Raw genomic sequence first — 26,363 nt, 5'->3', positions numbered from 1 at the left:
TGCCCCCGGTGATCAGTACCGTTGCCACGCCGGTTCCCCCGTCCCTCGATGAGTAGCGGTTCCCGGCCGGAGGATTAGAAGAGAGAACCGGGCCCGGCGCAGCCCCCTACGCGAAGGCCGGGGAACCTTCGCCGCCTCGCGCGGAACAACGGCCGCGCCCGCCCCCGAAACACCCGGCGGGAGCCGCCCACGGGCCGCTGGGGGGGTTAGGGGGTGTTGGCCTCCCGGGCCCCTGCCTAGCCTCACTGGAGCGGGGAGACGTGATCACGAAGCCGTCTCGTCCGCTGCTCGGAGGGCTTCTTCGATTCCGATCGGATGGCGCGTTGGTGAACAACGACGATCAACTCCTCGACTACCTCAAGCGAACGGCCTCCGATCTGCGGGAGGCCAGGCGCCGGCTGCGCGAGTGGGAGCAGCGGGCCCACGGACCCGTCGCGATTGTGGGCATGGCCTGCCGCTACCCCGGCGGTGTCAGCACGCCCGAGGAGCTGTGGCGCCTGGTGGCGTCCGGGACCGACGCGGTCTCCGACTTCCCCGCCGACCGCGGGTGGGACGTGGAGTCGCTCTACGACCCCGACCCCGAAGCGCTGGGCAAGACGTACGCGCGCAGCGGCGGATTCCTGCACGACGCGGCCGACTTCGACCCCGACTTCTTCGGGATCAGCCCCCGCGAGGCACTGGCCATGGACCCGCAGCAGCGCCTGCTGCTGGAGGTGAGCCACGAGGCGTTCGAGAACGCCGGGATCGTCCCCGCCGACCTGCGCGGCAGCAGGACCGGGGTGTTCGTGGGCGTCATGTACAACGACTACGCCACCCGCCTCGCGGCCGTGCCCGACGACCTCAACGGCTATCTGAGCAACGGCAGCGCGGCCAGCATCGCCTCGGGCCGGGTCGCGTACACGCTGGGGCTCGAAGGGCCGGCCGTCACCGTCGACACCGCGTGCTCCTCCTCGCTCGTCGCCCTGCACTGGGCCGTCAGGGCGCTCCAGTCCGGTGAGTGCACGCTCGCGCTGGCCGGCGGAGTGACCGTGATGTCGACACCCGAGACGTTCGTGGACTTCAGCAGACAGCGCGGCCTCTCCCCGGACGGCAGGTGCAAGGCGTTCGGCGCGTCGGCCGACGGCACCGGCTGGGGCGAGGGCGTCGGCCTGCTGGTGGTCGAACGGCTCGCGGACGCCCGGCGCAACGGACATCCGGTGCTCGCCGTCGTCAAGGGCAGTGCGATCAACTCCGACGGCGCCAGCAGCACGCTCACCGCGCCCAACGGCCCCTCCCAGCAGCGCGTCATCCGCCAGGCCCTGGCCGGCGCCGGACTCACCCCTGCCGACGTGGACGTCGTCGAGGCACACGGCACCGGCACCTCACTCGGTGACCCCATCGAGGCCCACGCGCTGCTCGCCTCCTACGGACGCGAACACCCCGCCGACCGCCCCCTGCTCCTCGGGTCGGTCAAGTCGAACCTGGGACACACCCAGGCCGCCGCCGGGGTGGCGGGGGTGATGAAGATGGTGATGGCGATGCGGCACGGCACCGTCCCGCCCACCCTGCACGCCGACGAGCCCTCCACCGAGGTCGACTGGGAGTCCGGCGCCGTCGAGCTCGTCACCGAACCGCGGGCGTGGCCCGCGACCGGCCGGCCGCGCCGGTCGGCGGTCTCCTCGTTCGGCATCAGCGGCACCAACGCGCATCTGGTCCTCGAACAGGCCCCGGAGCCCGAGCCGGAAGCGGTCCCGGAAGGGGCGGAGGAGGACGCGCCGTCCCCGCGCTCCGCCACGGTGCCGTGGCTGCTCTCCGCCCGCACGCCGGAGGCGCTCACCGCGCAGGCGCACAAGCTCCGCGCCCACCTCGCGCGCCCCGGTGCCGACAGCCCCCCGCCCGCCGACATCGGACACGCGCTGGCCACCACCCGCACGCCGTACGCCCACCGCGCGGCCGTCCTCGGCACCACCACCGACGAACTGATCGCGGGACTCGACCGTGTCACCGGGCGGCGCGTCACCGACGGCGGCACGGCGTTCCTCTTCACCGGGCAGGGGTCCCAGCGCGTCGGTATGGGACGCGAACTGCGCGCCGCCTTCCCGGTGTTCGCCCATGCCTTCGACACCGTCGCCGCACTCGCGGACCCCGATCTGGAGCGTCCCCTCGCCGAACTGATCGAGGGCGACGCCGAACAGCTCACCCGCACCGACCACGCCCAGGTCGCCATATTCGCCGTGGAGGTCGCACTCTTCCGGCTCCTCGAATCGCTCGGAGTCAAGCCCGACCTGCTCGCCGGGCACTCCGTCGGCGAGATCGCCGCCGCACATGTGGCGGGGGTCCTCTCCCTGGCGGACGCCGTCACGCTCGTCACGGCGCGCGGCCGGCTGATGAGCCTGCTCCCGGCGGGCGGCGCCATGGCGGCGATCCGCGCCACCGAGGAAGAGGTCCTGCCGCACCTGACGGACGGCGTCGCGCTCGCCGCCGTCAACGGGCCTGCGTCCGTGGTCGTTTCGGGTGAGTCCGCCGAAGTCGACGCCGTCGCGGCGCGGTTCGCCAAGACCCGCCGGCTGAGCGTCTCGCACGCCTTCCACTCGCCGCTGATGGAACCGATGCTGGCCGGGTTCGAGCGCGTCGTGCGCACCCTCACCTTCCACCCGCCGGCCATCCCCTTCGTCTCGGCACTCACCGGAGCCGCCGCGGACGGCGAACCCGCCACACCCGACTACTGGGTGAAGCACGTCCGTGAACCCGTGCGTTTCGCCGCCGCCGTCACCGCCCTGCACACACTGGGCGCGCGCCGCTACGTGGAACTCGGCCCCGACGCCGTCCTGACCGCCATGGCCCGCGACTGCCTCGACGGTGACATCGCCGCCGTCGCCACCATGCGCCGCGACGGCGCCGAGGAGCACGACCTCGTCGCCGCCCTGGGCCACCTCCACGGCGCGGGTGTCGCCGTCGACTGGGGCGCCTTCTTCGCACCGCACCGCCCCCGCCGCACCACCCTGCCCACCTACGCCTTCCAGCGCGACAGGTACTGGCTGGAGGCGACCGCGGCCGGCGGCGACGCGCAGGGCTTCGGCCAGCAGCCCACCGGCCACCCACTGCTCGGCGCCGTCAGCGAACTCCCCGACACCGGGGGCCTGTTGCTCACCGGACGGCTGTCCCTCGCCGACCAGCCCTGGCTCGCGGACCACGCGGTCCTCGGGTCGGTGCTGCTGCCCGGCACCGCCTTCGTCGAGATGGCCGTACAGGCCGCCGACCGTTCCGGCTGCGCCGCCGTCGACGAACTCACCCTGCACGCACCGCTGTTGCTGCCCGCCGACGGATCCGTCGCCGTCCAGGTCGCGGTGGGCGCCGAGGCCGGGGGCCGCCGTACGCTGACGGTTTTCTCGCGCCGCGCCGACGTGCCCGACGCGTCCTGGACCCGCAACGCCGACGGCGTCCTCGCCGTCGACCAGGACGAAACACCGCCCGCGCACTGGGACGTATGGCCGCCCGAGGGCGCCGAGCCCGTCCCGCTCGGCGACCTCTATCCCCGGCTCGCCCGCGTCGGTTACGGCTACGGCACCGCCTTCCAGGGGCTGAAGGCCGTCTGGAAACGCGGCGACGACCTCTTCGCGGAGGCCGAACTCCCGCAGGACGCGGGCACCGACGCCACGGCCGGCGCCGGCGCCTTCGGGCTCCACCCCGCGCTCCTCGACGCCGTCCTCCACGTCAACCTGGTCGAACTCGCCGAGGGCGAGGCCGTCCTGCCCTTCTCCTGGAGCGGGGTCACCCTGCACGCGGCGGGCGCGAGCCTCCTGCGGCTGCGCATGAGCAAGTCCGAGGGTGACGGGGTCGCCCTCGAACTCTCCGACGGCCGGGGCGCACCCGTCGCGACCGTACGGGGACTCGTCGCCCGCCCCGTCAGCGCCGCCCAACTCGCCGCAGGAGCCGACGAGTCACTGTTCTGCCTGGAACGCGTACCGCTGCCGGGCGGTGCGCCCGCCCCCGTACGTACCGCCGTATGGGGTGCCACCGACCTCGGCCTCGGCGTCCCCGCCCACCCGGACCTCGGCGACATCGCCGCCCTCGCGCCCGTTCCCGATGTCGTCGTGCTGCCCGCCGCCCCCGCGCCCGGCGCCGACACCGTGCCAGCCGAGGCGCGCGCCGAACTGCACCGTGTCCTCGACGCAGTCCGCTCGCACCTCGCCGACGAACGCCTCGCCCGGACCCGGCTCGCCGTCCTCGTACACGACGACGACCTCACCCACGCCCCGCTCACCGGGCTGCTGCGGGCCGCCGAATCGGAGAATCCCGGCCGGTTCCTGCTGGTGCACACCGACTCCCTGCCGTCCGACAGCGCCGAACCGGCCGACGCCGGACGGCTCCTCGCGGCGGCGCTCGGCTGCGACGAACCCGAAGTCTTCGTCAAGGAAGGGGAGATACGCGTCCCACGCCTCGCCCGCGCCAAGACGGGGGAGGGGCCCCGGTGGGACACCGCCGGCACCGTCCTGGTCACCGGAGGCACCGGCGGGCTCGGTGGCATCATCGCCCGCCACCTCGTCACCCGGCACCGGGTGACCCGACTGCTGCTGACCAGCCGGCGCGGTGAACAGGCGCCCGGAGCAGCGGAGTTGCGCGCCGAACTCGCCGCGCTCGGCGCCGAGGCGGACATCGTCCGCTGCGACGTCGCCGACCGCGGCCAACTGGCCGCGCTCTTCGACACGTACGACATCCGGGGTGTCGTACACGCCGCCGGAATCGTCGACAACGCCACCCTCACCGGCCTCACCGCCGACCAGGTCGACCGTGTGCTGCGGCCCAAGGCCGACGCCGCCTGGCACCTGCACGAACTCACCAAGGACCGGGACACCGCCGCCTTCGTCCTGCTCTCCTCGACCGCCTCACTGCTGGTCGGCGGCGGCCAGGCCGGCTACGCGGCGGCCAACGCCTTCCTCGACGCGCTCGCCGCCCACCGGGTCGCCGGAAAACTGCCCGCCGTGTCGATGGCCTTCGGCCTCTGGTCCGGCACCGGAGGCATGGCGGACGAGATGGACGCGGCCGACCTGGAACGCATGGGTCGGCTCGGGCTGCCCGCGCTGCCCGTCGCCCAGGGCCTCGCCCTCTTCGATGCCGCCGCCGGCGGCCCCGACCCTCTCTTGGTCCCCACCCGCCTCGACACCGCCGCCGTCGCGGCACGCCCCGACGGCATCCCGCCGCTCCTGCGCACACTGGTCAGGCCCACCCGCCGCCGCGCCGCCGCGACCGGCACCGCCGAAAACGGCACGCCCTGGCGGGAGAGGCTCGCGCCACTCGCCGACGACGAGCGGGACCGCGCCCTGCTCGCGCTCGTCCGCACCCAGGTGGCCGGTGTGCTCGGGCACGCCTCCGAGCTGTCCGTCGAGCCCGGACGCGCCTTCCAGGAGATGGGCTTCGACTCGCTGGCCGCCGTGGAACTGCGCAACCTCCTCGGCAGGGCCACCGGACTCACCCTCCCGGCGACCCTCGTCTTCGACCGGCCCACACCACTGGCGCTGGCCGCGTACCTCAAGGCACAACTCGTCCCCGGCCCGGCCGATCTGGTCCGGTCCCTGCTCGTCGGAGTGGACCGGCTCGAGACCGAACTCACCGCCCTGCCCGACCTCGACGACGCTCACGCCCGCGTCGGCGCGCGCCTGGAGGCGCTGCTGCGCACCTGGTACGACGCCCACGCCGCGGCCGACTCAGGGGCCGGGCCCGCCGACCTCGGATCCGCCACCGACGAGGAACTCTTCGCGAAGATCGACAACGAACTGGGAGCCCGGTAATGGAAGAGTCCGCCACTCAGGACAAGCTCCGCGACTACCTCAAGCGGGCCACGACCGAGCTGGAGCGAAGCCGCCTGCGGGTGCGCGACCTGGAGGAGCAGTACCGCGAGCCGATCGCCGTCATCGGCATGGGCTGCCGCTACCCCGGCGGGGCGCGCACCCCGGAGGACCTGTGGCGGATCGTCGCCGACGGCACCGACGTCGTCTCCGGCTTCCCGCTCGACCGCGGCTGGGACATCGACGCGCTGTACGACCCCGAGCCCGGCGTGCCCGGCAAGAGCTACGTACGGCACGGCGGCTTCCTGCACGACGCCGCCGAGTCCGACCCTTCGTTCTTCGGCATCAGCCCCAAGGACGCGGCGGGCACCGACCCGCAGCAGCGGCTCCTGCTGGAGACCTCCTGGGAGGCGTTCGAGCGGGCCGGCATCGACCCGCTCTCCGTGAAGGGCACCCCGACCGGTGTCTTCGTCGGCCTCATGCACCACGACTACGTCGGCGGTACCATCTCCGGCAGCATCGTCTCCGGGCGCATCGCCTACACCCTCGGCCTCGAAGGCCCCGCCGTCACCATGGACACGGCCTGCTCCTCCTCGCTCGTCGCCCTGCACAACGCCTGCCTGGCCCTGCGCAGGGGCGAATGCACCCTCGCGCTCGCCGGCGGCGCCGCCGTGATGGCGAGCCCCGAGATGTTCGTCGAGTTCAGCGAGCGCCGCGCGCTGTCGCCCGACGGCCGCTGCCACTCCTTCTCCGAGGACGCGGCGGGCGCCGCCTGGGCCGAGGGCGCCGGCATGCTCCTCGTCGAGCGGCTCTCCGACGCGCGCCGCAACGGCCACGAGGTGCTCGCCGTGATCCGCGGCAGCGCCATCAACCAGGACGGCGCCTCCAACGGCATGACCGCCCCGAGCGGGCCCGCGCAGATCCGGGTCATCCGCCAGGCGCTCGCCGACGCGCGACTCGCCCCCCACCAGATCGACCTCGTCGAGGCGCACGGCACCGGCACCACCCTGGGCGACCCCATCGAGGCGCAGGCCGTCATCGCCACCTACGGCCAGGACCGCCCGAAGGACCGGCCTGTCCGGCTCGGCTCCATCAAGTCCAACATGGGCCACCCGCAGGCGGCGGCGGGAGTGGCCGCCGTCATCAAGGTCGTCATGGCGATGCGCGCCGGCGTACTTCCCAAGACCCTGCACGCCGAGCGGCCCTCCACCGCCGTGGACTGGACCGCGGGCGACATCGAACTCCTCACCGAGGCGCTGCCCTGGGACGCCGCCGACGCGCCACGCCGCGCGGGCGTCTCCTCGTTCGGTATCTCCGGCACCAACGCGCACATCATCGTCGAGGAGGCCACCGAGCCAGAGGCCCCGCGCCCCGGGTCCGGCCCCGAACTGCCCGTGGTGCCCTGGGTGCTGTCCGGCCGGACGGCGGAAGCGGTACGGGCGCAGGCGGGCCGGCTGCTCGACACCGTCGACGCGTACGACCCCGCCGACGTGGGCTTCTCGCTCGCCACCACCCGGTCCGCGTTCCCCCACCGGGCCGCCGTCACCGGCCGGGACCTGGCCGAACTCCGCGCCGGACTCGACGCGCTGGCGGACGGGCGGGAGACGCCCAGGACCGTGCCGGAACCGGGCAGACTCGCCGTCCTGTTCTCCGGGCAGGGCTCGCAGCGACCCGGCATGGGACGTGAACTGCACGCCGCGCACCCCGAGTTCGCCCGGGTGCTCGACGAGATATCCGACGCCTTCGGCGAGCATCTCGAACAGCCGCTGCGCGAGGTCATGTTCGACCCCGAGTCCACACTCCTGCACCAGACCGCGTACACCCAGGCCGCGCTGTTCGCCTTCGAGACCGCCCTCTACCGGCAGCTGGAGAGCTGGGGCGTACGTCCCGACCTGCTCGGCGGCCACTCCATCGGTGAGATCGTCGCCGCCCATGTCGCGGGAGTCCTGTCCCTGCCCGACGCCGTCACCCTGGTCTCCGCGCGCGGCCGGCTCATGCAGGCCCTGCCCACCGGCGGCGCCATGATCGCCGTCGCCGCGCCCGAGGGCGACGTCGCGCCGCTGCTGACCGACGGCGTCGACATCGCAGCCGTCAACGGGCCCCGGGGCGTGGTCGTCTCGGGCGACGAGGAGGCGGCCCTCGCCGTCGCCGCGCGGTTCGAGAAGACCAACCGGCTCAAGGTCTCGCACGCCTTCCACTCCCACCGCATGGACGGCATGCTCGACGCCTTCCTCGACGTTCTCACCACACTCACCTTCCACCCGCCGAAGGTGCCCGTCGTCTCCAACGTCACCGGCCTCCTCGCGGGCGACGAATTCACCACCCCCGACTACTGGGTACGCCACGTACGCGGCTCCGTCCGCTTCCACGACGGAGTCACCACCCTCGCCGCCGAAGGCGCCACCCGCTTCCTGGAGGTCGGCCCGGACGCCATCCTCACCGGCATGGCCCAGGACGTCGTCCCCGACGTCATCGGCACCCAGCGCAGGGACCGCGAGGAGACCAAGGCCCTCATGGACGCCCTGTGCCTGCTGCACACCAGCGGCCAAGGTCCCGACTGGCAAGCGGTGTTCGCGGGAGCGCGGCGCGTGCCGCTGCCCACGTACCCCTTCCGGCGCGACCGCCACTGGGAGAACGCGCCCTCACTCGGATTCGGTGCCCCCGCACAGCCCGACGCGGAGCGCGGCGACGCCTTCTGGCAGCTCGTCACGGACGGCGACGTCGGCGCGGTGGCCGCGACGCTCGGCGTCACCGACGAGAGCGCGGTCGGCGCCGTGCTGCCCGCGCTCGCCGACTGGCACGGCAAGCGACAGGCCAACTCCGAGGTGGACGGCTGGCGTTACCGCGCCGGCTGGCGCCCGCTCGCCGTGCCGGAGACGGCCGTACGAGGCCGTTGGCTCGCCTTCGTACCCGAGACGTCCGCCGACGACCCGTGGCTCAAGACCGTCCTGACCGGGCTCGCGGACCGGGGCCTGGACATCGACACGCTCCCGGTACCGGACGACGCCCGGGACCGGGCCGCCCTCGCCGCACTGCTCACGAACCGTACAGACACCGCCGACGGCGCGGAGCCGGCCGGTGTGCTGTCGCTGCTCGCTCTGGAGCACCCCGTCGCCACCACGGCGGCCCTCGTCCAGGCACTCGGCGACGCCGGTCTCACGGCGCCTTTGTGGTGCCTCACCCGCGACGCCGTCGCCCACGCGCCCGGCGACACACCGACCGGCTTCCGGCAGGCCGAGGTGTGGGGGCTCGGCAGGGTCGCCGCGCTCGAACACCCCGACCGGTGGGGCGGCCTCGTCGACCTCCCGGCCGAACCCGGCCACCGCACCCCCGGCCTCCTCGCCGGGGTGCTCACCGACGGCGGCGGCGAGGACCAGCTCGTGGTCCGCGAGTCCGGCGCCTACGCACGGCGCCTCGAACACGTCCCGCACCGCCCGGGCGGCGCCCCCTGGCAGCCCACCGGCACGGTCCTGGTGACCGGCGCCACCGGCGCCGTCGGACAGCACGTCGCCCGCCGGCTCGCCGCCGACGGGGCCGAACACCTGCTGCTCGTCAGCCGGCGCGGCCCCGACGCGCCGGGCGCCGACGACCTCGTCGCCGAACTCACCGCCACCGGCGTCCAGGTCACCCTCGCCGCCTGCGACACCGCCGACCGCGCCGCGCTCGCCGCGCTGCTCGACACGGTGCCCGCCGCCCACCCGCTGACCGCCGTGATCCACCTGGCGGGTGTGCTGGACGACGGCGTACTCGACTCGCTGACCCCCGAGCGCTTCGCCGCCGTCCTCGGTGCCAAGGCCGAGACCGCCCGGCACCTGCACGAACTGACGAAGGACACCGACCTCTGCGCGTTCGTCCTGTTCTCCTCGCTCACCGCCACCGTCGGCGGCGCCGGACAGGCCAACTACGCGGCGGCCAACGCCTCGCTCGACGCGCTGGCCGAGTACCGGCGCGCCACCGGCCTCCCCGCCACCTCGGTGGCGTGGGGTCCCTGGGGCGGCGGCGGTATGGCCTTTGACCACACGGTCCGCGACGCGGGCCGGGCGCTGGGCATCAAACAGCTCGACCCGGAGCGCGCGCTGACCGCGCTGCGCCGCGCCCTGGAGAGCGGCGACACCGTGGTGACCGTCGCCGACGTCGACTGGGCGAAGTTCGCGTCCGCGTTCGCCGCGGGGCGGCCCGCGCCGCTCTTCGGTGATCTGCCCGAGGTGCAGGCGGCGCCCGCCGCGGCCGACGCGCCCGTGGCGGACGACTTCGCGAGGAAGCTGGCCGGACTGACCGCGGGCGAACGCGAACGCGCCCTGGAGGACTTGGTACGCGGCCAGGCCGCCACGGTGCTCGGTCACGGCAGCGCCGACGGGGTCGAGGCCACCGCCGCCTTCCGCGACCTCGGCTTCGACTCGCTCAGCTCCGTCGACCTGCGCAACCGCATCAGCGCGGCGGCCGGAGTCCCGCTGCCCGCCACGCTGATCTTCGACTACGCGACACCCGCCGCGCTCGCCAAGTACCTCGGCACCGAACTCGCGGGCGCCGAGGAGTCCGTGGACTCCGTCCTGGCCGAACTGGACCGGCTGGCGGCCCGGCTGGCCGATCTGTCGGCCGAGGACCTCCAGGAGGGCCGGGTCACCTCCCGGGTCCGGGCCGTGCTGAACGGTCTCGACGAGCGCGTGGCGGACGGCGGGAGCGCCGTCGCCGGACAGCTCGAAGAGGCCACCGCCGACGACGTCTTCGCGTTCATCGACCGAGAACTCGGCTCCGCGTGACCTGGACCCACCCGTCCACCACGCCCACGGCCCCCTCCCTTCCGCACAGAAGTGGCGACATCCGATGACAGACGATGACAAGCTGCTCAGCTACCTCAAGCGGGTCTCGGCGGAGCTCCACGAGACGCGCCGGAGGCTGCACGAGGCCGAGTCCGAGAACCAGGAACCGATCGCGATCGTCGGTATGAGCTGCCGCTTCCCCGGCGGCGTCAGCACGCCCGACGACCTGTGGCGGCTGCTCTCCGAAGGCACCGACGCCATCACGGAGTTCCCCGGCGACCGGGGCTGGGACGTGGACGGACTGTACGACCCCGACCCGGACGCCGCCGGCAAGAGCTATGTGCGCCGGGGCGGCTTCCTGGAAGCCGTCGCGGACTTCGAGCCGGACTTCTTCGGCATCTCGCCGCGCGAGGCCGTCACCATGGACCCGCAGCAGCGGCTGCTGCTGGAGACGTCCTGGGAGGCGCTGGAGGACGCCGGGATCGCGCCCGGTTCCGTACGCGGCGCCCGCGTCGGCGTCTTCACCGGCACCAACGGCCAGGACTACCGCGACCTGCTGGCCCGCTCGACCGACGAGGGCGAGGCGCTCGGCACCGGCACGCTCGCCGCGGTCATCTCCGGCCGCGTCTCCTACACCCTGGGCGTCGAGGGCCCCGCGGTCACCGTCGACACCGCCTGCTCGTCCGCGCTCGTCGCGCTCCACCTCGCCGCGCAGGCACTGCGGCAGGAAGAGTGCACCCTCGCCCTGGCCGGCGGCGTCTCGGTGATGACCACACCCAACTCCTTCATCGCCTTCAGCCGCCAGCGCGGGCTCGCCCTCGACGGACGCTGCAAGTCCTTCTCCGACGACGCCGACGGCACCGGCTGGGGCGAGGGCGTCGGCATGCTCGTACTGGAGCGGCTGTCGGACGCCCGGCTCAACGGGCACGAGGTGCTGGCCGTGCTGCGCGGCTCCGCCGTCAACCAGGACGGCGCGTCCAACGGACTCACCGCGCCCAACGGCCCCTCCCAGCGGCGTGTCATCCGCCAGGCACTCGACAGCGCGGGCCTCACACCCGCCGACATCGACGCCGTCGAGGCCCATGGCACCGGCACCCCGCTCGGCGACCCGATCGAGGCGCGCGCGCTGCTCGCCACTTACGGCCACGACCGGCCGCGGGGACGGCCGTTGTGGCTCGGCTCCGTCAAGTCGAACATCGGGCACACCCAGGCCGCGGCGGGTGTCGCCGGAGTCATCAAGATGGTGCTGGCGCTACGCCACGGCGTACTGCCGAAGACGCTGCACGCCGACGAGGCGTCGACGCAGGTCGACTGGACCGAGGGCGACGTCCGTCTGCTGACCGAGACGCGGCCCTGGCCCGACTCCGGCCGGCCGCGCCGCGCGGCCGTCTCCTCCTTCGGAGTCAGCGGCACCAACGCGCACACCATCATCGAGCAGGCACCCGCCGAGGAGCCGGTACCCGCCGATGGACCGACGGCCCCCGAGCCGCGTGTGGCGCCGTCGCCGCTGCCGTGGCTCGTGTCGGGCCGGACCGAGGAGGCGCTGCGCGAGCAGGCCGCCCGGATCGTCGCGGCGGTGGGAGAGCAGGACCCCGCCGATGTCGCCCACGCCCTCGCGACCACCCGGACCCCGCAGCAGTACCGCGCTGTCGTCATCGGAGCCGACCGCGACGCGCTGCTGCACGGCATGGGCCGGGTCGCCGACGGCACGCCCGGTCCGATCACCGGCCGGGCCGCCAAGGGCCTGACCGCCTTCCTCTTCACCGGCCAGGGATCACAACGGCCGGGCATGGGACGGGAGTTGTACGACCGGTTCCCGGTCTTCGCCCGCACCTTCGACGAGATCTGCGCCCGCTTCGACGACGGCCTGCGCGAGACCGTCTTCGGCACCGGCACCGGCACCGGCAGGGACAGCGACGCCGGCACGGGCGACGCCGCCGCCGAACCGCTCAACCGGACCGACCGCACCCAGGCCGCGCTCTTCGCCCACGAGGTCGCGCTCTACCGCCTCGTGGAGTCCTGGGGCACCACCCCCGACTACCTCGCCGGGCACTCCATCGGCGAGATCGCCGCCGCGCACGTCGCGGGCGTCCTCACGCTGGACGACGCCTGCACCCTCGTCGCCGCCCGCGGCCGGCTGATGCGGGAACTCCCCGCGGGCGGCGCGATGATCGCCGTCCAGGCCACCGAACAGGACGTCCTGCCGCTGCTGTCGGAGCGGGTCGGCATCGCCGCCGTGAACGGTCCGGACGCCGTGGTCGTCTCCGGCGCCGAGGCCGAAGTCACCGAGCTGGCAAGCCACTTCGAGAAGACCAAGCGCCTCGCGGTCTCGCACGCCTTCCACTCACCGCTGATGGAGCCGATGCTGGCGGAGTTCCGCGCCGTCGCCGAGAGCCTCACCTACCACCGGCCCACCGTGCCCGTCGTGTCGAACGTGACCGGCACCCTCGCCGGCGAGGCGCTCGCCACCGCCGACCACTGGGTCCGGCACGTACGGGACGCCGTGCGCTTCCAGGACGGTGTGCGCACCCTCGAAGCGGCCGGTGTCACGCGCTTCCTGGAGCTGGGCCCCGACGCGGTGCTCACCGCCATGGCCCGCGCGAGCCTTCGATCCGCCGACGCCGTGCTGGCCGCCACCGCACGGCGCGGGCGCCCCGAGGCCGAGACACTGCTCGCCGCCGTCGGCCGGCTCCACACCGCCGGACACGACGTCGGCTGGGGAGCCCTCTTCCAGGGCGCCCGCCGGGTCGCGCTGCCCACCACCGCCTTCCGGCGTGAGCGCTACTGGGCCGACCCCGCGACCGGCGCCGGCGACGTCTCCTCCGCCGGACTCGACTCCGCCGACCACCCGCTGCTCGGCGCCGCCACGCTGCTCGCCGACACCGACGGCGCCGTACTCACCGGCCGTCTCTCGGCGCACACCCACCCCTGGCTCGCCGACCACGTCGTCGGCGGCCGGATCGTGGTGCCCGGCACCGCGATGGTCGAACTCGCCATCCGCGCCGGCGACCAGGTCGGCAGCGGCCGCCTCGAAGAACTCGCCCTCGAAGTGCCCCTCGTCGTACCCGCGGGCGAGGCGGTCCGCGTCCAGGTCACCGTCGGCCCGCCCCGTGCCGACGGCACCCGTACCGTCGCCGTCCACGCGCGTCCCGAGGACGCGACCGCCGACCGGCCCTGGACCCTGCACGCCGGGGGACTCCTCGGCGAGGCGGGAGCGGCGGGCGTCGCGGGGACCGGCGCGGTGGGTGAACCGCTCACCGAGTGGCCCCCGCCCGAGGCGGAACCCCTCGACCTCACCGGCCTCTACGAGCGGCACGCCGCGTCCGGCCTCGACTACGGCCCCGTCTTCCGTGGCCTGCGCGGCGCCTGGCGGCGCCGCGACGAACTCTTCGCCGAGGTACGGCTGGACGAGCGCCCCGCCGCGGACGCCGCCTCCTTCGGCCTCCACCCCGCAGCCTTCGACGCCGCCCTGCACGCCCTCGCGCTGCTCGGCGACGGCTCCGACGACGACACCGCGCGCCTGCCCTTCATGTTCGCGGGCGTCTCCCTGTACGCAGTCGGCGCCTCGGCGCTGCGCGCCCGGCTCGTCCTCACCGGCATCGACACCTTCAGCCTCGACCTGGCCGACGCCACCGGCGCACCCGTCGCGACGGTCGCCTCGCTCGCCGCCCGGCCGCTGACCAACCTGCGCGGCGACGGGGACACGGGCGGCGGCGGGGTGAGCGACGCGCTGTACCGCACCGGCTGGCAGCCGGTGCCCTGGCTCGGCGACCCGGACAGCGAAGGCGATGACGTCTACGACACGGACACCGATCCCGACACCGGCACCGACCTCGCAGAGGACGGTACGGGCGGCCCCCGTGTCCTGCACAGCCTGCCCGGCTCCGACACCGACGCCGTACACGCCGCGACCCACACCGCGCTCGCCGCCCTCCAGGAGGACGACCCGCGCCCGCTCGTCGTCATCACGCGCCGCGCCGTCTCCGTCGACGGCGAGGACGTGGCCGACCTCGCGGGTGCCGCCGTCTGGGGCCTCGTCCGCTCGGCCCAGACCGAGACGCCCGGCCGCTTCACCCTGCTCGACCTCGACCCGGCGGCCGACGCCGATCTCGCCGTACCGCTCGCCCTCGCCTCGGGCGAGCACCAGATCGCCGTCCGCGAGGGCGCCGCCCACGCGCCCCGGATGCTCGCCGCCGGCGCGCCCCCGGAGGGGGACAGCCCCGCGCTCGACCCGGAGGGGACCGTCCTGCTCACCGGCGCCACCGGCGGCCTCGGCCCGGTCATCGCCCGGCAGTTGGTCTCCGCGCACGGCGCCCGCCATCTCGCGCTTGTCAGCAGGAGCGGACGCCCCGACGACGCGCTCGTCGCCGAGCTCACCGCGCTCGGCGCCCACATCACCGTCCACGCCTGCGACGTCGCCGACCGCGCGGCGCTCGCCGCGCTGCTCGACGGGATTCCCGCCGCCCACCCGCTCACCGCCGTCGTGCACGCCGCCGGCGTCCTGGACGACGGGGTGGTCTCCGCCCTCACCCCGGAGCGCCTGGACGCCGTGCTGCGGCCCAAGGCCGACGGCGCGCTTAACCTGCACGAACTCACCGCGGACCTGGACCTGCGCGCCTTCGTGTTGTTCTCCTCCGTCGCCGGCGTCGTCGGCTCGCCCGGCCAGGGCAACTACGCGGCGGCCAATGCCTTCCTCGACGCGCTCGCCGCGCACCGGGCCGCGCACGGCGCCGCCGCCCTCTCGCTCGCCTGGGGCCCCTGGACCCCGCTCGGCGGTATGACCAGCAGCCTGGCCGACGCCGACCTCGCCCGGATCTCCCGCGGCGGCATGGCCCAGCTCTCCGCCGAGGACGGCGCCGCCCTCTTCTCCCTCGCCCTCGGCTCCGGCCTGCCCGCCCTCGCACCCGTCCGGCTCGACACAGCCTCCCTGCGCGCCCAGGGAGCGGCGGTGGCGCCCGTCTTCCGCGCGCTGACCGGCCGCACCGTCCGCCGCGAGGCCCTGGCGGAGGGCGCCGACGTGCCCTTCGCCGAGCGGATGGCCGCGCTCGGCGAACAGGAACGCGCCGACGCGCTGCTGCGCACCGTACGTACCCATGTCGCCGCCGTCCTCGGCCACGCCTCGCCGGACGCCGTCGATCCCGAACGCGCCTTCAAGGACTCCGGGTTCGACTCGCTGGCCGCGATCGAACTGCGTAACTCCCTCGCGGCGGAGACCGCCCTGCGGCTGCCCGCCACCCTCGTCTTCGACTACCCGTCCGCCGCCGCCCTCGCGGCCTTCCTCGGTACGAAGGTCGGCGACACGCCGAAGGTTCGGCGCTCGACCGGTCGCGACACGCGGCGCCGTACCGACGAACCGCTCGCGATCGTCGGCATGGCCTGCCGCTACCCGGGAGACGTACGCACCCCCGAGGACCTGTGGCGACTGGTCGCCGACGGCACCGAGGCGATCACCACTTTCCCGGTCAACCGGGGCTGGGACACCGACCGCGTCTACGACCCCACGAGGCAGCGCCCCGACACCAGTTACGTGCACAAGGGCGGATTCCTGCACGACGCGGGGGAGTTCGACGCCGCGTTCTTCGGCATCTCGCCGCGCGAGGCACTGGTGATGGACCCGCAGCAGCGGCTGCTGCTGGAGACATCGTGGGAGGCCCTGGAGAGCGCGGGCATCGACCCCGCCTCGCTCAAGGGCAGCAGGACCGGTGTGTTCGCCGGAGTGATGTACCACGACTACTTCGGAGCCTTCGGCACCGGCAGCATCGTGACCGGCCGAGTCGCCTACACGCTCGGTCTGGAAGGCCCGACCCTCTCCGTCGACACCGCCTGCTCGTCGTCGCTCGTCGCGCTCCACCTGGCGGCGCAGTCGCTGAACCGGGGCGAGTGCGACCTCATGCTCGTCGGCGGCGTCGCCGTCATGGCGACCCCCGAGACCTTCATCGAGTTCAGCAGGCAGGGCGCGCTCGCCCCCGACGGCCGCTGCAGCGCGTTCGCGACCTCCGCGGGCGGCACTGTGTGGGGCGAGGGTGTCGGCGTCCTCGCCGTCGAACGGCTGTCGGACGCCCGGCGCAACGGGCACGAGGTGCTCGCGGTGCTGCGCGGCTCCGCCGTCAACCAGGACGGCGCGTCCAACGGACTCACCGCGCCCAACGGCCCCTCCCAGGAGCGTGTCATCGAACAGGCCCTGGCCAGCGCCCGGTTGAGGCCGTCCGACGTCGACGTGGTCGAGGCGCACGGCACCGGTACGACCCTCGGCGACCCCATCGAGGCGCAGGCGCTGCTCAACACGTACGGGCAGAGCAGGACGGACGAGCCGCTGTGGCTCGGCTCGGTCAAGTCGAACATCGGGCACACCCAGGCCGCCGCCGGTGTCGCCGGGGTCATCAAGATGATCATGGCGATGCGGCACGGCGTGCTGCCGAAGACCATCAACGTCGACGAGCCGTCCGACCAGGTCGACTGGACGGCGGGCGAGGTCGAACTGCTCACCGAGGCGCGGGCCTGGCCCGACGTCACGAGGCCCCGCCGCGCGGCGGTGTCCTCGTTCGGCATCAGCGGCACCAACGCCCACGTCATCATCGAGCGCGCGGCCGAACCCGCCGTCGTACAGAGCGACGGGGACGCGGACGTGGAGACGGGCGCCTCGGCGGAGGGCGGGACCCTCGCGCCTGTTCCGTGGGTCCTGACCGCCAAATCGCCCGCCGCTCTGCCCGCACAGGCCGCCCGCCTGCTCGCCCACCTCGACACCCACCCGCGGGCGCGCCCCGCGGACATCGGCCACTCGCTGGCCACCACGCGCGGCATCTTCGCCCACCGCGCCGTGGTCATCGGCGCCGACGCGGCCGAACTGCGTCACTCCCTCGCCGCGTTGGCCGCCGGCGCCACCGCCCCCGGCCTGGTCGAGGGCACCGCCGCCGGACACGCGAGGCCGCTGTTCGTCTTCCCCGGCCAGGGCTCCCAGTGGACCGGCATGGCCACCGAACTCCTCGACGAGTCACCGCAGTTCGCGGCGAGGATGCGTGAGTGCTTCGCCGCCTGCGCCCCGCACATCGACTGGGACCCGATGACGGAGCTGAGCGGACTGCTCGACCGCGTCGATGTCGTCCAGCCGCTGCTGTGGTCGGTGATGGTCTCGCTCGCCCACACCTGGGCGGCCCACGGCGTACGGCCCGCCGGCGTCATCGGCCACTCCCAGGGCGAGATCGCGGCGGCCGTCGTCGCCGGGGGGCTCTCCGTCGAGGACGGCGCCCGCGTCGTCACCCTGCGCAGCAAGGCCATCGCCGAGGACCTGGCGGGCAGCGGCGGCATGATGTCCGTCGCGCTCGCCGCCGACGAGATAGGCGAGCGCATCGCCGCGTGGGACGGCCGGATCTCGGTCGCCGCCGTCAACGGCTCCGCCTCCGTCGTCGTCTCCGGTGATCCCGGGGCGCTCGACGAGCTGAAGGCACGCCTGAAGGCCGACAACATCCGGGCCAAGCGGCTGCCGGTGGACTACGCGTCGCACTCCGCGCACGTCGAGACGCTACGTGCGCGGCTGCTGACGGACCTTGCCGACGTCACCCCCCGTACCTCCGACGTACCGCTGTACTCGACCGTCACCGGCGAACTCCTCGACACCGCCGTGATGGACGCCGCCTACTGGTTCACCAACCTCCGCGAGACCGTCCTGTTCGAGCGGGCCACCCGCGCGGCCGTCGCCGCCGGCCACACCCTCTTCGTCGAGTCCAGCCCGCACCCGGTCCTGACCATCGGCGTCCGCGAGACCGACGAGTCCGTGACCGCCGTCGGCTCGCTGCGCCGCGAGGAGGGCGGACTCGCCCGCTTCGTCACCGCCCTCGGCCAGGCCTTCACCGGCGGCGCCGACGTCGACTGGGACACCGTCCTCGCCGTGCACGCGCCGCGCCGCGTGCCCCTGCCGTCGTATGCCTTCCAGCACGACTGGTACTGGCTCGACAGCGTCTTCGGCAACGGCGACGTCACCTCCGCCGGACTCGACAGCACCGGACACCCGCTGCTCGGCGCGGCCATGGTGCGCGCCGACGGCCAGGGCGTCGTGCTCTCCGGCCGCCTGTCCGCGGGTACGCACCCGTGGCTCGCCGAACACGTCGTCGCCGGCCAGGTCCTCTTCCCCGGCACCGGCCATCTCGAACTCGCCCTGCGCGCGGGTGACCAGGCCGGCTGCGGACGGATCGCCGAACTCACCCTGGAGGCACCGCTCGTCCTGCCCGAGCAGGGAGCCGTACAGCTCCAGACCGTCGTCGGCGCCGACGACGGCCACGGCAACCGCCCCGTCACCATCCACTCCCGCCCCGAGAGCCCCGGCAGCTCCGGCGACGACGTCGCCTGGACCCGCCACGCGCAGGGGCTGCTCGCCGCCGCGATCCCGGCCACGGACGACCCCGGCCTCGCCGTGTGGCCGCCCGAGGGCGCCCAACCGGTCCCGCTGGACGGGCTGTACGAGCAACTGCTCGACGTGGGCCTGTCCTACGGGCCGGTTTTCCAGGGCCTCAAGGCCGCCTGGCGGCTCGGGGCGGAGATCTACGCCGAGGTCGCCTTCGACCAGCAGACCGACGGCTACGGTCTCCACCCGGCGCTCGCGGACGCGGCCCTGCACACCGTCAGCCTCACCGACGCGGCGGGCGACGCCGCGCTCCTGCCGTTCGCCTGGTCCGACGTCCAGCTCCACGCGACCGGCGCGACCGCCCTGCGTGTACGTCTGCGCCCCGCCGAAGGCGCCGGGTGGGACGACGGCGCGGTGGCACTGGACCTCGCCGACCCGACAGGCGCCCCCGTGGCGAGCGTCGGCTCACTCGCGCTGCGGGCGGTCTCCACCGAACAGATCGCCGCAGCCGCGCGCCTGAATCTGGCGGGCTCGCTGCATCGCGTGGCCTGGGAGCCGATCGCACCGATCGCTCCCGCCGGCCCCGCCGACGGAGCGCCGACCGACCGCCCCGTGCGAATCCTGCGCGCACCGGCCGGCACGGACGCCGCCGAGGTACGCGCGAGCTTCGACGCCGTCCTCGGCGAACTCGGCGCCGCGCTCGCCGATGAGGCGACCGCCGACGCAGACCTGGTGGTGATCACCGGAACCGACCTCGCGGGCGCGGCCGTCGGCGGCCTCGTCCGCTCGGCGCAGACCGAGAACCCGGACCGGATCGTGCTCCTCTCCTACGACGGGCCCGCCGCCGACCCGCTGCCGGACGGCCTGGTCGCCGCCGCCCTCGCCACCGGCGAACCGCACCTCGCCGCCGCCGACGACGGCGCGCTGTCCGTACCGAGGATCGTCAGGACCGCCCCCGCCGACGACGCCCCGGACACCCGCCCCGACCTCACCGAAGGCACGGTCCTGGTGACCGGCGCCGCGGGCGCGCTCGGCCGCGTCATCACCCGGCACCTCGTCACCGACTGGGGCGTCCGCCGGCTCCTCCTGCTCAGCAGGCGCGGCGCCGACGCCACACTCGTGGCCGAACTCACCGCGCTGGGAGCCGAGGTCGACACCGCGCCCTGCGACGTCGCGGACCGTGACGCACTCGCCGCCGTGCTGGCCGGCATCCCCGAACAGGCGCCCCTGACCGGTGTGGTGCACGCCGCGGGTGTCCTCGCCGACGGCGTCCTGTCCTCCCTCACCCCCGAGCGCGTCGACATCGTCTTCCGGCCGAAGGTCGACGCCGCCTGGCATCTGCACGAACTCACCGCCGGCCTCGGACTGAGGGCGTTCGTCGTGTTCTCCTCGGCCGCCGCCACGCTCGGCTCGCCCGGCCAGGGCAACTACGCGGCGGCCAACGCCTTCCTCGACGCGCTCGCCACCCACCGCCGCGCCAGTGGGCTGCCCGCGCACGCGCTGGCCTGGGGCCTGTGGGAGCAGGCGAGCGGAATGACCGGCGCACTCGACGGCACCGACAAGTCCCGTATCGCGCGCGGCGGAGTCGCCCCGCTGGCCACCGACGAAGGGCTCGCGCTCTTCGACGCCGCCCTCGCCGGTCAGGAGTCCGCGCTGCTGCCGGTCAAGCTCGACCTGGCCGGCCTCCGCGCCCAGGGCGACGCGCTCGCGCCGCTGCTGCGCCGTCTGGTTCCCGTACGGCGCGCGGCGGCTGCGGCGGGCGGCGGCCAGAGCGCCGACTCGCTGCGCGGCAGGCTCGCCGGGCTCCTCGACAGCGAGCGCGAACCGCTGCTCGTCGACCTCGTCCGCTCCCAGGTGGCCGCCATTCTCGGCCACCGCTCGGCCGACGCGGTCGATCGCACCAGCCCCTTCAAGGAGCTGGGCTTCGACTCGCTCGCCGCCGTCGAACTGCGCAACGGCCTGGGCGTGGCCACCGGGCTCCGGCTCCCCGCGACTCTCGTCTTCGACCATCCGACGCCCTCCGCACTGGCGGGCTTCCTGCTGGCCCGGCTCACCGACGGTCTCACGTCCGGTGCGGCGGCCGACACCGCGCGGGCGGGCACCGTCCGGACCACCGCCGACCCGGACGAGCCCATCGCCATCATCGGCATGGGCTGCCGCTTCCCCGGTGGCGTCGAGTCCCCCGAGGACCTGTGGCGGCTCGTCGCCGACCGCGCCGACGCCGTCGGCGACTTCCCCGACGACCGCGGCTGGGACCTCGACGCGCTCTACGACCCCACCCTCGACCGCCCCGGCACCAGCTACACCCGCGAAGGCGGATTCCTGCGCGGCGCCGCCGACTTCGACGCGGAGTTCTTCGCCATGGACGACGAGGAGTCCCTCGTCACCGACCCGCAGCAACGCGTCCTGCTGGAGACCTCCTGGGAGGCTCTGGAACGCGCCGCGATCGACCCCGCGACCCTCCGCGGCTCCCAGACCGGAGTCTTCGCAGGCGTCATGTACCACGACTACTTCGGCAGCTTCGGCTCCGGCAGCGTCGTGTCCGGCCGCATCGCCTACACCCTCGGCCTGGAGGGCCCGACACTGTCCGTGGACACCGCCTGCTCGTCGTCCCTCGTCGCCATGCACCTCGCGGCCCAGTCACTGCGCCAGGGCGACTGCTCGCTGGCCCTGGCAGGCGGCGTGACGGTGATGGCGACCCCGGGCGTCTTCGTCGAGTTCAGCCGCCACCGCGGGCTGTCGAGCGACGGACGGTGCCGGTCCTTCGCCGACTCGGCGGGCGGCACCGGCTTCAGCGAGGGCGCCGGCGTGCTCGTACTGGAACGGCTCTCCGACGCCCGCCGCAACGGCCACCGGATCCTGGCGGTCCTGCGCGGCACGGCCGTCAACCAGGACGGCGCCTCCAACGGAATCACCGCGCCCAACGGCCCCGCCCAGCAGAAGGTCATCCGCAAGGCACTCGAATCGGCCGGGCTCACCGGCGCCGACGTCGACGCCGTCGAGGCCCACGGCACCGCCACCACCCTCGGCGACCCGATCGAGGCACAGGCGATCATCGCCACCTACGGCGCCGGACACAGCGCGGAACGGCCGCTGTGGCTGGGCTCGGTGAAGTCCAACATCGGCCACGCCCAGGCGGCCGCCGGCGTCGCGGGCGTCATCAAGATGGTGCAGGCGCTGCGCAACGGCGTCCTGCCGCCGACCCTGCACGTCGACGCGCCCTCCCGGCACATCGACTGGGAGGACGGCAACGTACGGCTGCTCACCGAGGCGCGCGAGTGGCCCGAGTACGACAACAGGCCCCGGCGCGCGGGCGTTTCCTCCTTCGGCCTCAGCGGCACCAACGCGCATGTGGTCATCGAGGCGGCTGCCGAACCCGCTCCCGAGACGCCGGCCACCGCCGCCTGGGACACCTCGGCGCCGCCCGACACCGTGCCCTGGGTGCTCTCCGGGCACACGGCCGAAGCCCTGCGCGCCCAGGCCGCCCGGCTGCTCGACCGTTTCGAGGGCCTCCCGCGCGAGAACGCCGACCCGGCGGCGACGACGGACCTCCTCGGCTCCGCCCGGACCGTCGCGGGCGCCCTCGCCACCACCCGGGCCCGTCACACGCACCGCGCCGCCGTCGTCGGCCGCACCCCGGCCGAACTCCTCGACGGCCTGCGGGCCCTGGCGGACGGCACGGGCTCGGCCACCGTGCTCACCGGCTCCGCCAGGGACGGCAGACTCGCCTTCCTCTTCTCGGGCCAGGGCTCCCAGACCGCGGGCATGGGGCGCGAACTCGCCGCCGCCTTCCCGGTCTTCGCCCGCGCCCTGGACGACGTGCGGGCCGTGCTCGACCCACTGCTCTCCCGCCCGCTCGCCGAGGTCATGGAGTCCGAAGAGACCCTCGCCCGCACCGAGTTCACCCAGCCGGCCCTCTTCGCCGTGGAGGTCGCGCTCCACCGCCTGCTCGAATCCCTCGGTGTGACCCCCGACGTCGTGACCGGCCACTCCATCGGCGAGTTCGCCGCGGCCCATGTGGCCGGGATCCTCACCCTGGAGGACGCCTGCGCCCTGGTCGCCGCCCGCGGCCGACTGATGCAGCAACTCCCCGCGGGCGGCGTCATGGTGGCCGTCAAGGCGACGGAGGACGACATACGGCCGCTGCTCACCGAGGGCGTCGCCGTCGCCGCCGTCAACGGACCCGACGCCGTGGTCGTCTCCGGCACCGCCGACGCCGTACGAGCCCTGGCCGGCCGCTTCGAGCGGACCAGGGAACTGGCCGTCAGCCACGCCTTCCACTCACCGCTGATGGAGCCGATGCTCGCCGCGTTCGAGGACGTCGCGAACAGCGTCACCTACCACCGGCCCCGGCTGCCCGTCGTATCGGCGCTGACCGGCGCCCCGGCGGCGGACGACGACCTCCGTACGGCCGCCTACTGGGTGCGGCACGCCCGTGAGGCCGTACGGTTCCACGACGCCGTACGCGCTCTGGAGGAGACGGGTGTGCGGCGGTTCGTGGAGGTGGGACCCGGCGCCGCGCTGACCCCCATGGCCATGGGCTCCCTGACCGGCGACTCGCTCGTCGTGCCCGTACTGCGCAGGGACCGGGACGAGCCCTCCTCGGTCGTCGCCGCGCTCGCCGCGCTGCACGTGCGCGGCGGGGACGTCGACTGGGCACGGCTGCTGCCCGACGGCGCCGGTGTCGACCTGCCGACCTACGCCTTTCAGCGGCGCAGGTACTGGATGGACAGCGAACCGCAGGCCGGCGGCGCCGGCGGCGGACACCCCCTGCTCGGCAGCGAGGTGGACCTCGCCGGCTCCGGCGGCACGCTCTACACGGGCACCCTGTCGATGCGCGAGCGTCCCTGGCTGGCCGACCACACCATCGGCGGCGCCACCCTGCTGCCCGGGACCGCCTTCGTCGAGATGGCGCTCGCGGCCGGCGCCCGCGCCGGATGCGACACCGTCGACGAACTCACCCTCGCCGAACCGCTGTTCCTGCCGGAGAAGGGCTCCGTACCGGTCCAGTGCGCGGTCGGCGCCCCCGACGAGAGCGGCGCACGCCCGTTCCACGCGTACTCCTCCGCGGTCGCCGGCGGTCCCTGGACCGAGCACGCCGCCGGGCTGCTGCGGCCCGCCACCGGCCCGGCCCCGCGAGCGGAGGCCGCGCTTTGGCCACCGGCGGGCGCGGAGCCGGTCGATGTGACCGGTATGTACGAGCGGCTGGCCGAGATCGGCGCCGACTACGGCCCCGCCTTCCAGGGGCTGCGCGCCGCCTGGCGCCTCGGCGATGAGGTCCTCGCCGAGGTGACGGTCGATCAGCGAGCCGATCCGGTCGGGCCGTTCGGACTGCATCCGGCCCTGTTCGACGCCGCGCTGCACGCCGTGGGACTGCGCGAGGACGCGGCGGAGAATCTGGCTCTGCCCTTCGCCTGGAGCGGTGTACGGCTCCACGCCACGGGCGCGAGCGCCCTGCGGGTACGGATCGGGCCGAGCGGGCCCGGAGCCGTACGCGTCGAGGCCACCGACACGCTCGGCACCCCCGTCGTCCAGGTGGACTCACTGGCCCTCAGGGAGCCGCCCCGCGATCTCGCCGCACGTGCGGCGGGCGGCGGGGACACCCTGTTCACCCAGGGCTGGGCCGAGCTGCCGGTGGCCGCGGTCCCGTCCGGCCACAGCTGGGCCGTCGTCGGCGCCACCGGCGGTGACATCGTGGACGCCCTGGCGGGCCAGGGCGTCCGGGTGACGGCGGCCGACTCGCTCGACGCGGCACCGGACGCCGGCACCGTCGTCCTGCACTACGCCTCGGGCGCGGAACCCGCCGAGGTCCGCGACGGACTCGCCGTACTCCTCGGCCGGTTGAGTGCCTGGCTCACCGACGAGCGGCGCGCGGACACCACACTGGCCGTCGTGACTTCGGGCGCGATCGCCCGTGGCGACGGAGCGGACGCCGATCCTGGAGCGGCGGCGGCCTGGGGCCTTGTCAGGTCCGCCCAGTCCGAACACCCGGACCGCATCGTGCTGGTCGACACCGACCTCGCGGACGCGTCGTGGCTGCTGCTGCCGCAGGCCGTCGCCTCCGCCGTCGCGGCCGGTGAACCCCAGGTCGTCGTCCGGAACGGCACGCTCGCCGTACCCCGGCTCGTCCGGGCACCGCGCACCTCCGCGCACACCGCACCGGACTGGCGGGGCACCGTCCTGATCACCGGCGGCACCGGCGCGCTCGGCCGGCTGGTGGCCCGCCATCTCGTCACCGAGCACGGCGCTGACCGTCTCGTACTCCTCGGCAGGCGCGGCCCTGACGCCGAAGGAGCCGCCGAACTCGTCGCGGAGATCGCCCGGTTGGGCGCGGAGGCGACCGTCGTCGGCTGCGACGCCGCCGACCCCGACGCCCTGGCGGACGTGTTCGCCGAGCACCCGGTCGACGCCGTGGTGCACGCCGCGGGCGTCCTGGACGACGCCATCCTCACCTCACTCACCTCCGAGCGCCTGGCCGCCGTCCTGCGGCCGAAGGTGGACGCGGCCTGGAACCTGCACCGGCTCACCCGGGACCTGGACCTCGGCGCGTTCGTCCTGTTCTCCTCGGCGGCCGGTCTGCTCGGCAGCCCCGGACAGGCCGGTTACGCGGCGGCCAACGCCTACCTGGACGCCCTGGCCGCCCACCGGTCGGCGCTCGGACTGCCCGCCGTGTCGCTGGCCTGGGGCGCCTGGACGGGCAGCGGCGGCATGGCCGACCGCCTCGGCGACACCGACTCGCGCCGACTGGCACAGGGCGGTGTGACCGCGCTCGACGAGGCGGCGGGACTCGCCCTCTTCGACACCTGCGCCGGACGGCCGGAACCGGTCCTGATGCCCGCCGCCCTCGACCTGGCGGCGATGGCGCGCGCCGGCCGGATCCCGCCGCAGCTGCGGGGCCTCGTCCGGCCCTCCCGCAGGCCGGCCCGCGCCGCGTCCACCGCGTCGGCGGCGCTGCGCACCACCCTGACGGGGCTGACGCCCGACGAGCGGACCGCCGCGTTGCTCGACGTCGTCACCGCGGAGGCGGAGGCGGTGCTCGGCACCGGCGAGATCGACCCCCAACTGGCCTTCAGTGAGCTGGGTTTCGACTCGCTCACGGCGGTGGAGTTCCGTAACCGGCTCAACGAGGTGAGCGGCCTCAGGCTGCCCGCCACGCTGATCTTCGACCATCCGAGCCCCTCGGTCCTCGCCGTCGAACTGGCGGGACAGCTCGCCCCGGAGACGACGGAGACCGCACCGGCCGGTGGGGGCGCGCCGGGCAGCGACGAGGAGACGGTCCGCCGGGTCTTCGCCACCATCCCGTTCGCCGACCTGCGCGAGTCCGGCCTCATGGAGGGGCTGCTGCGGCTCGCGGGCGTCCGCGCGCAGGGGGCCGCGGAGACCGACGCCGCCGACGACGGCCGCGAATCGATCGATGCCATGGACGCGGAGAGCCTGATCAGCCTCGCTCTGGACGACCTCGTCAAGGACGACGACGCCCTGTGACGAGACCCTGCGACG

The 26,363-nt window shown here is 74.5% G+C and carries 3 protein-coding genes; all 3 read left to right on the top strand.

The window, feature by feature from the left end:
* The first annotated feature begins 326 nt into the window (after window positions 1-326).
* The 3 genes from SSPS47_RS01165 (at window position 327) to SSPS47_RS01155 (ending at window position 26,348) form a co-directional block, all read left to right on the top strand.
* Complete coding sequence (locus SSPS47_RS01165) at window positions 327-5,768, top strand: type I polyketide synthase (RefSeq protein WP_164247822.1); 5,442 nt, start codon at window positions 327-329, stop codon at window positions 5,766-5,768.
* Entirely contained in the window at window positions 5,768-10,525 is a 4,758-nt protein-coding gene (locus SSPS47_RS01160) for a type I polyketide synthase (RefSeq protein WP_164247819.1), read from the top strand. The genes SSPS47_RS01165 and SSPS47_RS01160 overlap by 1 nt, the downstream gene beginning before the upstream one ends.
* Window positions 10,526-10,589: 64 nt before the next feature.
* Window positions 10,590-26,348 (top strand): type I polyketide synthase, encoded by a 15,759-nt coding sequence (locus tag SSPS47_RS01155; RefSeq protein ID WP_164247817.1) that lies wholly within the window; start codon window positions 10,590-10,592, stop codon window positions 26,346-26,348.
* Window positions 26,349-26,363: the final 15 nt, after the last annotated feature.

It is taken from the genome of Streptomyces sp. S4.7 (assembly GCF_010384365.1).
GTDB lineage: Bacteria > Actinomycetota > Actinomycetes > Streptomycetales > Streptomycetaceae > Streptomyces.
The sequence above is the reverse complement of the archived record's forward strand: the minus strand, read 5'-3'. Positions and strand labels throughout refer to the sequence as shown.